We start from the raw sequence: 12,122 nt of genomic DNA on the forward strand, positions 1-12,122 counted from the left end.
GGGCGGAGCCCCGTGCGTGTGGCCGGCGGGTTACTCGCCGCCGGTGTCGCCGGCGGTGTCACCACCGGTGTCACCACCAATGACGCCGCCGGTGTCACCCCCCGTGTTGCCACCGTTGCCGTCGTCGGGCGGCGAGGCCGTGGCAGTCGGAGTCGGCTTGGTCGACGACTTCGTAGGCGTCGGGTCCGCGCTCGTCGGCTCGTCCGTCGGCTGCTCGGACTGCGTCGGCGACGGATTCGTGGTGGTGGGCTGCTGCGTCGGCGTGTAGCCGGTGTCGCCACCCGTGCTCGTACCCGGCTCCTCCGTCGCCCCCTGCGACTCGTCGTCGTCGGCCGACTTGCTGGGCTCCGAGGTCTTCTCGGACTTGGTGGCGCTCGGCGACTTCTTGTTGCCGGGGTCCTTGTCGCCGTCGCCGCCGCTGCTGAGCGCCCAGGCGACGCCCACCGCGATCGCGATGACCGCGAGCACGGCGACGATCCACAGCTTGCCGCGGCCGCCCCCGCCCTTTCCGTTCCCGTTCCCGTCGAAGCCGCCGTCGTCGCCGCCCGGCGGGCGCAGCATCGGCTGCTGGGCCGTGCCGTTGTCGCCGGGGTGCTGCATCGCCGTGGTGGCGGCGACGCCCATCGCGGGCGTGGAGCCGCCCTCGTGCGCGTCGACCGGTCCGGTGTTCCAGGTGCCGGTGTGGCCACCCTGCTCGTACAGCATCTGCAGGCTGTACTGGACGAGCCCGCGCATCTCCTCGGCCGTCTGGAACCGGTCGTCCGGGTCCTTGGCGAGCGAGCGCATGACGAGCCCGTTCAGCTCCGGCGGCACCTCGTCCGCGACCTCGGAGGGCAGCACGGGGGTGTCCTGGACGTGCTGGTAGACCACGGACAGCGGGGTCTCACCGGTGAACGGCGGGCGCAGCGCGAGAAGTTCGTAGAGCAGGCAGCCGACGGCGTACAGGTCGGAGCGGTGGTCGACGGCCTTGCCGAGGGCCTGCTCGGGCGAGAGGTACTGCGGGGTGCCCATGACCATGCCGGTCTGCGTCATGGTCGACTGCGCGCCGTGCAGGGCGCGCGCGATGCCGAAGTCCATCACCTTCACCGCGCCGGTGTTGGTGATGATCACGTTCGCGGGCTTGATGTCGCGGTGCACGATGCCGTGCTGGTGCGAGTACGCGAGCGCTTCCAGGACACCCGAGACAATGATCAGAGCCTGTTCGGCGCCCGGCGCCTCCGCGCTGAGCAGGAGGTCGCGGATGGTGCGGCCCTCGACCAGCTCCATGACGATGTACGGGACGGTACTCCCGGCGACGACGTCCTCGCCGGAGTCGTAGACCGCCACGACCGCGTGGTGGTTGAGCCCCGCGACCGACTGTGCCTCGCGGGTGAAGCGGGCCTTGGAGACCGGGTCCTCGGCGAGGTCGGAGCGGAGCAGCTTGACGGCGACCTGGCGCCCGAGGCGTACGTCCTCGGCGGCGAACACCTCCGCCATGCCGCCCCGGCCGAGTCTCCCGGTGAGGCGGTACCGCCCATCCCCCACGAGCCCGCCGTTACCCCACATCTCCGGCGCATCTGACATACCGCCGCCAGTCGCCTCGGGGTCGGACGGGCCCTGAGCGCGCTGCTGCTGTGCCATCAGTCCTCGCCGTCGTTTCTGTCCATGCTTATCTGGGCTGCCGGATCCATGCTTCGGAGTACGTGCGGTTGCGAAATACCGACTCCGTCGGGCCACGCTACAGGCATCGGCCATGTCGCCGTTCCGAGATGGACCGGACATCCAACCCGTTGTCGTGCAGGCCCTGCAAATCGTGAGCAGGATATTTGTAGGCGGCCGATGACGATTCCGTGATCACTTGGGGCGTTCGGCGCCTGTCGTCGTGGCCAAGTTCACGCACAAGTAGGGGCCCGCCATGAGACGGGCCCCTACTTATGTGTCTGTTGACCTGTGTGTTGACTAGAGGTACGGGCCGCCCGAGCGGCCGCCCGCGCGCGGGTCCTCGTCCTCTTCCTCGCCGCCGCCGACGCCGGGCGGCAGGGCTCGGCGCATCTGCTCGAGCTGGGCACGCGCCGCCATCTGCTGGGCGAACAACGTCGTCTGGATGCCGTGGAAGAGCCCCTCGAGCCAGCCCACCAGCTGGGCCTGCGCGATGCGCAGCTCGGCGTCGCTCGGGGTCGCCTCCTCCGTGAAGGGCAGGGAGAGCCGCTCGAGTTCCTCGACGAGTTCGGGGGCGAGGCCGTCCTCGAGCTCCTTGACCGAACTGGAGTGGATCTCCTTGAGGCGCTGCCGGCTCGCTTCGTCCAGGGGAGCCGCGCGCACTTCTTCGAGCAGCTGCTTGATCATGCTGCCGATGCGCATCACCTTGGCGGGCTGTTCCACCATGTCGGTCACCGGGATCTCGCGGGACTCGTCGCCGCCACCGCCGCCAAGCGCCATGCCGTCCTGGCCCACGACCAGGACCTGCGGGTTGTCCGGCGACTGTTCGTTCCTCGGCATCTCCATGCCGCCATTCTCTCGTACGTCGCTGTCACATCTCGGTGGTGCCCCCGTTCGGAGCTGATCCACCGTGTCGAGCGGGCCAAAATCCGGCGTGCCTGTTTTATCCCGCTATGTGAGGCTAAGCACAAGCATCTGGACGAACCGGGATCGGAAGGGGGCTGGGGATGCGGCGGTTTCGGTGGGTGGCCGGGCTTCTCTTCTCCGTGCTGCTGTCCCTGGCCGCACCGGTGCCCCTGTCGTACGCCGCCGGGCCGCCTTCGTACGCTGCCGGGTCCTCTTCGTACGCGGTCCGGTCCTCTTCATACGCGGTCGGGTCCTCTTCGTACGCGGTCGGGTCCTCTTCGTACGTCGCCGGGTCCTCTTCGTACCTCGCTGAGGTCCATGCGTACGTCGCCGAGCCCTCGCCGCACGGGTCCCTCGCGGGGAGCCGGGCGGGCGTGGGCCGGACCCCGCCGGGGCGCGAGCTGCCCGCGCCGGACACCACCGGGGTCGCCGTGCCGCCCCCGGCCCCCACCGAGCCCCCGCCGGCCGTGTCGCAGGAACCGCGTCCCGAGCGGCCCACCCCCGCACGGCAGGCCGTCGGCGGGCCCGGGGCCAGGCCCCTGGTGAACGTCCTGCCGCTGGGGGCAGGACTGCTGCTCACGGGGCTCGGCCTCGGGTTCCTGGCGCTGCGGCTGCGCCGGTGATCCAGGGGCTGTCGTTCGGGGGTCAGGGCCTGGGCGCTCGCCGGGGCGCTACGCGTTGGTGAGCAGGACCTTTCCGATGTGACCCGACTCCTCCAGGGCCCGGTGGCCCTGCGCGGCGTCGCTCATCGGCAGCGTGTGGTCCACGATCGGCCGCACATGGCCGCCCTCGATCAGCGGCCACACGTGCTCGCGCACGGCCGCGACGACCGCCGCCTTCTCGGCCGTCGGGCGGGCCCGCAGCGTGGTCGCGGTGATCGCGCCGCGCTTGCCGAGCAAGGTGGCGATGTTGAGCTCGCCCTTCACCCCGCCCTGCATGCCGATGATGGCGAGCCGGCCGCTGGTGGCGAGGGCGTCGACGTTGCGGTTCAGGTACTTGGCGCCCATGTTGTCGAGGATGACGTCGGCGCCCGCCCCGTCCGTGGCGTTCTTGATCTCTTCCACGAAGTCCTGCTCGCGGTAGTTGATGAGGATGTCCGCGCCGAGCTCCGCGCAGAAGTCGAGCTTCTCCTTGGTGCCGGCCGTGACCGCGACCTTGGCTCCGACCGCCTTCGCGAGCTGGATCGCCATGGTGCCGATGCCGCTGGAGCCGCCGTGCACGAGGAAGGTCTCGCCGGGCCGCAGATGGGCGATCATGAAGACGTTGGACCAGACGGTGCAGGTCACCTCGGGCAGCGCGGCGGCCGTGACCAGGTCGAGGCCCTGCGGCACCGGGAGGAGCTGCCCTGCGGGGACGGCGACCTTCTCGGCGTAGCCGCCGCCCACGAGCAGCGCACACACCTCGTCGCCGACCGACCAGCCGGAGACGCCGGCGCCGAGCGCGACGATCCGGCCGGCGCACTCCAGGCCGGGGTAGGGGGAGGTGCCGGGCGGCGGGTTGTAGAAGCCCTGCCGCTGGAGCAGATCGGCGCGGTTGACGGCGCTGGAGACCACCTCGACCAGGACCTCGCCCTCGCCGGGTACGGGATCGGGGACCTCCGTCCAGACAAGCGCTTCGGGTCCGCCGGGTTCCGGGATCGTGATCGCATACATGGCCGCGAGGCTACTCCCGTGGATCAGCCGCGTGGAGGGCATCAGCTTCGCGGAGAGGGCTTCATGTCCGGTGCCAGTTGGGTCATGGGCGTGACGCGGGTGATCGTGATGAGGCGGTCCGTCAGCTTGAGCGAGCCGACGGCCGAGTCGTCGTAACCGAGTACCCGGTGCCCACGGATGACGCTGACAACCAGGTCCTCCGTCTCCTTCGGCTGCAGACCGACCTCGGCCTTGGTCACCGGGCGTTCGACGAGGTCGAGGCCGGAGCCCTTCTGGATGAGGTCCTCCATGACCATGCCCGCGTGCGGGCTGAGCACCGAGAGGCCGAGCAGCCGGCCGGCCGCGCTGGCGCTGGTGATGACGGCGTCGGCGCCGGACTGGCGCAACAGCGGCGCGTTCTCCTCCTCACGGACCGCGGCGACGATCTTCGCCCCGCGGTTCAACTGCCGTGCGGTGAGTGTCACCAGGACCGCCGTGTCATCGCGCTGCGTCGCGATGATGATCTTCCGGGCCCGCTGCACCTCGGCCTGCAACAGGACCGAGCTGCGCGTGGCATCGCCCGTCACGCCCGCGTATCCATGGGCGTTGGCGCTCTCGACGACCTTGGGGCTGGGGTCGACCACGACCACCTGTTCTGGCTTCAGGCCACTCGCGCAGACGGTCTCCACGGCGCTGCGACCCTTGGTTCCGAAGCCGACGACGACAGTGTGGTCACGCAAGGTGGACCTCCAGCGTTTCAGGCGCCATTCCTCCCGCGTCCGTTCGGTGAGGACTTCGAGCGTGGTGCCGACCAGGATGATCAGGAAGAGCACACGCAGCGGCGTGATGACGAAGATATTGGTGAGCCGCGCCGCGTCGCTGACCGGCGTGATGTCGCCGTATCCCGTGGTGGAGAGCGTGACGGTCGCGTAGTAGAACGAGTCGAGCAGGTCGACATGGCCATCTGAGTTGTCGTTGTAGCCGTCTCTGTCGATCCACACGATCAGTGCGGTGACGACGAGCACGGTGAGCGCTATCAGCACGCGCCGGGCCACTTGGAGAAGCGGACGCTCGACGACCTGCCGGGGGAGTTTCACCCGATAGGTCGCGGTCCGCTCATCCTCTTGGCGCGCGATGGCGTCATCGCCGGCCAGTTTCACGTGAAACACCCTTCGTTTCCCGCCGGGTTGAGACCGGGCAGGCCGGGGTTCCACGACCACGGCAGGTCGAGGATCTCCACCTCCTGGCCCTCCTTGGCGCCGCCGGGCGGGATGACGGCGAGCCCGTCGGCGGCCGCGATACCGCGCAGCATGGCCGGACCGTTGTAGTGCAGCGGCACCGCCCATTCGTGCCCACTGCCGTCGTCCTGCCGCAGCACGATGGGGATGAGACGGGTGTCGTGGGGGTGGCCGGGGGCGGGCGTGTGCAGGGGCGCGGTGTACGCGTCCGCGTTCCGGCCACCGTCCAACTGCGCGCGCCCGTCCGGGGCTTGGCGCTGTGCGGAGCTGTGGGTCTGGTCCTGCGCCCGGCCCGAGAGCACCCGCAGCAGCGGCTCGGCGAGCGTGAGCAGGCCGGAGACGGCGGCCAGGGGGTTGCCGGGGAGGCCGACGAGGTGCTGCCCCTCCTTGAGCCGGGCGAGCAGCATCGGGTGGCCGGGGCGGACGGCGACCCCGTCGACGAGGAGTTCGGCGTCGAGAGCGCGCAGGGTGGGGTGCACGTGGTCGACGGGCCCGAACGCGGTGCCGCCGGTCGTCACGACCAAGTCGGTACCGGCCTCTCGTACCGCCTTGAGCAGCGCCTTCGCGTCGTCACCGAGCCGGCGTACGGCGGTCACCTCGACGCCGAGCGCGCGCAGCCAGTGCGGGAGCATCGGGCCGAGCGCGTCCCGGATGAGGCCCTCGCGGGGGAGGCCCGAGGTGAGCAACTCGTCGCCGAGGATCAGGACTTCGACCGTCGGCCGCGGGACGACCGTCAGGGTGTCGTAGCCCGCGGCTGCGGCGAGACCGAGGACGGCCGGGGTGACGAGGGCGCCCGCGGGCAGCAGCAGATCGCCGCTGCGGCACTCCTGTCCGCGCGGGCGGATGTCCTGGCCGTGGGCGACCTCGCGCAGCGGGTGCAGCTGACCGCCCGCGTCGATGTGACCGTGCTCGCTGCGGATGACGGCCGTGGCGTCCGAGGGGACACGGGCACCGGTCGCGATCGCCGCGGCCTCGCCGTCGGACAGCGGGGCGGGCGCCTCGTGCCCGGCGAGCAGCCCTTCGCCGCCCACGGCCCAGGGGCCCGGGCCCGCGACGACCCAGCCGTCCATCGCCGAGGTGTCGAAGGAGGGCAGGTCCGTCAGGGCGGTCAGCGGGGCGGCGAGGACCAGGCCGAGCGCCTGGTCGAGCGGGACGCTTCTCGCTCCGCGGGGGCCGCGTTCGGCCCGAGTGGCGGTGCGGCGGGCGGCGGCCCAGGAGGTCGCGCCGTGGCGGGAGGTGTGGCGGGACGTCGAGGCGGCGGTGGGCGGGTCGGGGATGGCGGCGGGGGCTGTGGGTGCCTCTGAGGCGGCCGGGGCGGGGCGTCGGCCGCCGGGCCGGTTGTCGTTCGCCAGGGCGAGCGCCTCGTCCACGTCGACGTCCATCGGGTCGATGCCCACCGGGGCGGTCTGCGCGGACCGCCCGCTGTGGGCGCTCATCCCGCGTCCGGCTTGGAATCGGTCTCCGACTTGGGACCGGCGTCCGACTTGGAACCGGCGTCCGGCGTGGATTCGGCCTCTTGCGCCCAGCGGTTGGCGAGCTCGGCCGCCTTCGCCGCGGCCGACGCCACGGCTTCGGGGCCGCCTCCTGCCTGCGCCGCCGCGTATCCCACGAGGAACGTCGTCAGCGGCGCCGCGGGGCGCGCGACGCCGTGCGCGGCGTCACGGGCGAGGTCGAGCAGAACGCCCGTGTCGACGTCCAGGTCGATGCCCAGTTCGTTCTTGGCTGCGGTGATCCATTCGTCAAGCACTCGTCCATGCTCCCTGATACGTGACCGGGCGGCGGCGATGTCGTCCCAGGTGTCGCAGTCGAACGACGCGACGGGGTCGGTGATGCGGATGAGGCTGAGGTTACGGGTGAGCAGACGCAGCGGCAGTCCATTGAGGTCACCGTGCTCGGTCGCGAGTTCGCCGAGTACCCGGCGCAGCGCCGCGTACCGGTAGGCGGCGACGAGCGGCTGGTCCCGGCCGTCACCGTCGGCCAGCAGCGCGCCGTCGACGTCGCCGACGGCCTCGCTGTCGCCGGCGGCCTCGCTGTCGCCGACGGCCTCGCTGTCGAGGGCGCCGAGCAGCGCTCGTACCGTGTGCTCCCCCAGGAACGGCAGATCGGCGGAGAGCACAAGGACGCTCTCCGCCTCCGGTCCGATGGCCGCGACTCCCGCCCGCAGTGCGGCCAGCGGCCCCCCGCCCGGCGGCTCCTCGCGGGCCCAGACGACGGGGCGCGCGGTGCGCCGCGGCTCGGCGACCACCACGGTGGCGCGGGCCCCGGCGCACGCGTCCAGGACCCGGTCGAGCAGCGCGCGACCGCCGACCCGCACACCGGGCTTGTCCGCGCCGCCGAGCCGGCGCGCGCCGCCCCCGGCGAGGACGATGGCGTCGTACGCGTTCATCCCCCGAGTATGGGCTTACGGGCGATCATTGCCACCAGGCGGGCGGGCGATCCTTGCCGTCGGACCCACCGGACCCAACGGAACCGCCGGGCCCACAGCGCGGCCGCCCGGTCACAGGGTGCGCAACAGCACCGCCGGTTGTTCCACGCAGTCCGCGACGTACCGCAGGAAGCCGCCCGCCGTGCCGCCGTCGCACACCCGGTGGTCGAACGTGAGCGAGAGCTGGACGACCTGGCGGACCGCCAACTCCCCTTCGTGCACCCAGGGCTTGGCGGCTATTCGGCCGACGCCGAGCATGGCCGCCTCGGGGTGGTTGATGATCGGCGTCGAACCGTCGACACCGAACACCCCGTAGTTGTTCAACGTGAAGGTGCCGCCGGTGAGTTCCGCGGGCGACAGTTTCCCGGCCCGTGCCGCCTCGGTGAGCCGGGCGAACTCGGCGCTCAGGGATTCGGCTCCGCGCGCGTGGGCGTCCCGTACGACGGGCACGACCAGGCCGCGGTCGGTCTGCGCGGCGAACCCGAGGTGCACCTCGTCGAGCCGGACGAGCTCACGCCGCTCGGTGTCGACCGTGGCGTTCAGCTCCGGGTAGCGCGCCAGGGCCGCGGTGCAGATGCGGGCCAGGAGCGCGAGCACGGAGATCTTCGGCCCCCCGGCGGAATTCATCGCCACACGCGCGTGCATGAGTTCCGTGGCGTCGGCGTCCACCCAGCAGGTCGCGTCGGGTATCTCGCGCCGGCTGCGGGACATCTTGTCGGCGACCGCGCCACGAATGCCGCGCAGGGGGGTGCGGTGCTCCTGCCGGGGAGCGGCGGGGGCGGGGGCGCGCCCGGGGGCGGCGGGCGCCTCGGCGGCGGCGGTCGCCGCGCTCGCCGCGTTTTCTACGTCTCCCCTGAGGATGAGCCCGTCGGGACCGGACCCGGTCAGCGCTCTCAGGTCCACGCCGCGCTCGCGGGCGAGCTTGCGCACGAGCGGGGAGATCACGGGGACCGGCCCCTGGGCGCGCGGAGCGCTCTCCGGTGCGGCGGGCACGCCGTCCAGCGGCGCGGGCCGCACCCGCCTGCGCCGGGTCGGCGCGGTGGCGGTCCCGTACCCCACCAGCACGTTCCCCGAGCCCTCGGCCTTCTCCGGGGTCTCCTGCCGCGCCTCCTGCCGCGCCTTCGCGGGCTCCTCGGCGGCGGCCGGGGCCGGCGCGGGGACGTCCGAAAGCGGCACGTCCGAAGACGACTCCGCGCCCACCGCCACCATCAACAACGGTGCCCCGACCGGAAGTTCGCTCCCCTCGTCACCGAAGCGGGCCGTGACCACGCCGCCGTACGGACACGGCACCTCGACCATCGCCTTGGCCGTCTCCACCTCGACGACGGGCTGGTCGACGGCGACGACGTCACCGACCCCCACCAGCCACTGCACGATCTCCGCCTCGGTGAGCCCCTCCCCGAGGTCGGGCAGCTTGAACTCGAGCACCTGCGCCATTACCCCACCGTCCCTCACTGATCCCATTGCAGCCGCGCCACCGCGTCCAGCACCCGGTCCACTCCGGGCAGATGGTGCCGCTCCAACATGGGCGGCGGATACGGAATGTCGAAACCGGCCACCCGCAGCACCGGCGCCTCCAAATGGTGGAAGCACCGCTCGGTCACGCGCGCGGCGATCTCTCCGCCGGGCCCGCCGAAGCCGCCCGACTCGTGCACGACGACCGCGCGTCCCGTGCGCCGGACGGACTCGGCGACCGTCGCGTCGTCGAACGGGACCAGCGAGCGCAGGTCGACCACTTCAAGATCCCACCCCTCCCCTCGGGCCGCCTCCGCCGCCTCCAGGCAGACAGGGACGGACGGACCGTACGTGAGCAGCGTGGCACTGGTGCCGGGGCGGCGAACCACTGCCGTACCTATCGGAAGAACGTCTTCCGGTGCCTCGGGGTTCCACGAATCCTTCGTCCAGTAAAGGCGCTTGGGCTCCAGGAAGACGACCGGGTCGTCGCAGGCGATGGACTGCCGGAGCAGCCCGTACGCGTCCGGGACCGTGGCCGGCGTGACGACGGTCAGGCCCGGCGTCGCCATGTAGTACGCCTCGGAGGAGTCGCTGTGGTGCTCCACGCCGCCGATCCCGCCGCCGTACGGCACCCGCACGGTGATGGGCAGCGGCATGGCGCCGCGCGTGCGGTTGCGCATCCGCGCGACGTGCGAGATCAGCTGCTCGAAGGCGGGGTACGCGAACGCGTCGAACTGCATCTCCACGACCGGTCGCAGGCCGTACATCGCCATGCCCACGGCGGCGCCGAGGATGCCCGCCTCGGCGAGCGGGGTGTCCGTGCAGCGCTCCTCGCCGAACTCCTTCGCGAGCCCGTCGGTGATCCGGAAGACGCCGCCCAGGGTGCCCACGTCCTCGCCCATGACGTGCACGGCCGGGTCCTCGGCCATGGAGTCGCGCAGCGCGCGCCCGAGTGCCTGCGCCATGGTGGCGGGCTTGGTTCTGGGCGGCCGGGCCACAGTGGTCATGCCTGCTCCCCTTCCGCCTCGGCGTCCAGCTCGGCACGCAACAGCGCCGCCTGCTCCCGCAGTTGAGGGGTCTGCTCGGCGTACACGTCACCGAACAGGTCCATCGGGTCGAGGGCGGGGTCCTGGTTCATGCGCGCGCGCAGCTCTGCCGCCTGTTCCTCCGCGCCCTCGCGCACGGCCTGGATGCCGGCCTCGTCGATGAGCCCGCGCCCGGTCAACTCCCGCTCCAGGAGCAGTACCGGGTCGTGCGCGCGCCACATCTCGACCTCGGCGTCGCTGCGGTAACGGGTCGCGTCGTCGGCGTTCGTGTGCGCGTCCATCCGGTACGTGACGGCCTCGACCAGCGTCGGACCGCCACCCCCGCGCGCGCGGGCCACGGCGTCGGTCAGCACCTCGTGCAGCGCCGCCGCGTCGTTCCCGTCGACCAGGCGGCCCGGCATCCCGTACCCGACGGCCTTGTGGGCCAGGGACGGCGCCGCGGTCTGCTTGGCCAGCGGCACGGAGATGGCGAACCCGTTGTTCTGCACGAGGAAGACGACCGGCGCCTGCCACACGGCGGCGAAGTTCAGCGCCTCGTGGAAGTCGCCCTCACTGGTGCCGCCGTCGCCGACCATGGCGAGCGCCACCACATCGTCGCCCTTCAGCTGTGCGGCATGTGCGAGGCCCACGGCGTGCGGGAGCTGCGTCGCGAGCGGGGTACAGAGCGGCGCGATGTGGTGCTCGCGCGGGTCGTATCCGGTGTGCCAGTCGCCCCGCAGCAGGGTCAGGGCCTGTACGGGGTCGAGGCCGCGGGCGACGGCGGCGAGGGTGTCGCGGTAGCTGGGAAAGAGCCAGTCCCGCTCCTCGAGGACCAGCGCCGCGGCGACCTCGGCGGCCTCCTGGCCGACCGTCGAGGGGTAGACGGCGAGGCGGCCCTGCTTGGTCAGCGCGGTCGCCTGCACGTTGTACCTGCGGCCGCGCACCACCTCCGCGTACAGGCGGCGCAGCAGCTCGGGGTCGACGCCGGCGGCCGCTTCGGTGCCCAGGACCCGGTGGGGCTCGGCGTCGGGCAGCAGCGGCGCGGGGTCCGTGCGGGGCTGCCAGGCGGGCGGCGGGACGGGCCTGCCGGGCGTGGCCCGCTGGTCCATGACCGTCATGACGGCACCTCCTCGTGGGAGCGGCTCGGACGGCGCGTCGTGTGATGCGCCTCACCTACCGATTGTTCGGTCGACGGCACATTTTGGCTACAGGCACCTCCAGGCTGTGGACAATCGGTTCTCCACAGCCTGAGATGAATGCAGTACGTCCATGGTAAGGAGGCGGGGGCGGATGGCATCTGAACAAATGGCCGAGGGCTCCGGGGGGCCGGTCCAGGACCCCGCGGCCCGCCCGCTGGACGCCATCGACCGGGACATCCTGCAGCTGCTGCTGAAGGACGGGCGCGCGTCGATACGCTCCGTCGCCGAGCAGGTCCATGTGTCCCGGGCGAACGCCTACGCGCGGATCAACCGCCTCATCGAGGACCGCGTGATCCGCGGTTTCGGCGCCCGCGTCAACCACGAGCGGGCCGGCCAGGGCGCCTCCGCCTACATCACGCTCAAGATCGTCCAGAACACCTGGCGGACCGTGCGGGAACAGCTGCGCCGACTGCCGGAGGCTTCGCACATCGCACTGGTCAGCGGCGACTTCGACGTCCTGATCCTGGTGCACACGGAGGACAACAGGGCCCTGCGCGAACTGGTCCTCACCAAGCTCCAGTCCATCCCCGAGGTCCTGAGCACGCGCACACTGCTCGTCTTCGAGGAGGAGGACCTGGAGCCGGACTCCTAGGAGGGCCCACGAG

At 72.0% G+C, this 12,122-nt stretch carries 11 protein-coding genes; 2 read left to right on the plus strand and 9 right to left on the minus strand.

Features of this window, described 5'->3' with window-relative positions; translation table 11 throughout:
• Positions 1 to 30: 30 nt before the first annotated feature.
• Complete coding sequence (locus ACIRHA_RS19430; protein WP_403847044.1) at positions 31 to 1,620, minus strand: protein kinase; 1,590 nt, start codon at positions 1,618 to 1,620, stop codon at positions 31 to 33.
• Between the two features lie 318 nt (positions 1,621 to 1,938).
• Positions 1,939 to 2,484: a bacterial proteasome activator family protein gene (locus ACIRHA_RS19435; RefSeq protein ID WP_403847046.1), complete on the minus strand. Its 546-nt coding sequence runs from the start codon at positions 2,482 to 2,484 to the stop codon at positions 1,939 to 1,941.
• A gap of 161 nt (positions 2,485 to 2,645) precedes the next feature.
• Between ACIRHA_RS19435 and ACIRHA_RS19440 the strand changes: the two genes are divergently transcribed.
• On the plus strand, positions 2,646 to 3,167 hold the full coding sequence (locus tag ACIRHA_RS19440) for a hypothetical protein (protein WP_403847049.1): 522 nt from the start codon (positions 2,646 to 2,648) through the stop codon (positions 3,165 to 3,167).
• A gap of 48 nt (positions 3,168 to 3,215) precedes the next feature.
• Here ACIRHA_RS19440 and ACIRHA_RS19445 read toward each other — a convergent pair whose 3' ends face one another.
• The 7 genes from ACIRHA_RS19445 to pdhA all read right to left on the minus strand — a co-directional run bounded on the left by ACIRHA_RS19445 (position 3,216) and on the right by pdhA (position 11,436).
• Positions 3,216 to 4,196 (minus strand): NAD(P)H-quinone oxidoreductase, encoded by a 981-nt coding sequence (locus tag ACIRHA_RS19445; protein ID WP_403847052.1) that lies wholly within the window; start codon positions 4,194 to 4,196, stop codon positions 3,216 to 3,218.
• 41 nt (positions 4,197 to 4,237) lie between these two features.
• On the minus strand, positions 4,238 to 5,335 hold the full coding sequence (locus ACIRHA_RS19450) for a potassium channel family protein (protein ID WP_403847055.1): 1,098 nt from the start codon (positions 5,333 to 5,335) through the stop codon (positions 4,238 to 4,240).
• Positions 5,332 to 6,849, minus strand: a complete 1,518-nt coding sequence (locus ACIRHA_RS19455) for a molybdopterin molybdotransferase MoeA (protein WP_403847058.1) — start codon at positions 6,847 to 6,849, stop codon at positions 5,332 to 5,334. The genes ACIRHA_RS19450 and ACIRHA_RS19455 overlap by 4 nt, the downstream gene beginning before the upstream one ends.
• Positions 6,846 to 7,799: a DUF6457 domain-containing protein gene (locus tag ACIRHA_RS19460; protein ID WP_403847060.1), complete on the minus strand. Its 954-nt coding sequence runs from the start codon at positions 7,797 to 7,799 to the stop codon at positions 6,846 to 6,848. The genes ACIRHA_RS19455 and ACIRHA_RS19460 overlap by 4 nt, the downstream gene beginning before the upstream one ends.
• A gap of 111 nt (positions 7,800 to 7,910) precedes the next feature.
• Entirely contained in the window at positions 7,911 to 9,275 is a 1,365-nt protein-coding gene (locus ACIRHA_RS19465; protein WP_403847062.1) for a dihydrolipoamide acetyltransferase family protein, read from the minus strand.
• Between the two features lie 14 nt (positions 9,276 to 9,289).
• Positions 9,290 to 10,300, minus strand: a complete 1,011-nt coding sequence (locus ACIRHA_RS19470; protein WP_403847064.1) for an alpha-ketoacid dehydrogenase subunit beta — start codon at positions 10,298 to 10,300, stop codon at positions 9,290 to 9,292.
• Positions 10,297 to 11,436 carry a pyruvate dehydrogenase (acetyl-transferring) E1 component subunit alpha gene (pdhA, locus tag ACIRHA_RS19475; protein WP_403847067.1) on the minus strand — a complete coding sequence of 380 codons (1,140 nt, stop codon included), beginning with the start codon at positions 11,434 to 11,436 and terminating at the stop codon, positions 10,297 to 10,299. Before pdhA ends, ACIRHA_RS19470 begins: the two co-directional genes overlap by 4 nt.
• 172 nt (positions 11,437 to 11,608) lie before the next feature.
• On the opposite strand from pdhA, the gene ACIRHA_RS19480 reads away from it, so the two are divergent.
• Positions 11,609 to 12,109, plus strand: a complete 501-nt coding sequence (locus tag ACIRHA_RS19480; protein WP_403847069.1) for an Lrp/AsnC family transcriptional regulator — start codon at positions 11,609 to 11,611, stop codon at positions 12,107 to 12,109.
• Positions 12,110 to 12,122: the final 13 nt, after the last annotated feature.

This window comes from Streptomyces sp. NPDC102360 (assembly GCF_044766085.1).
Lineage (GTDB): Bacteria > Actinomycetota > Actinomycetes > Streptomycetales > Streptomycetaceae > Streptomyces.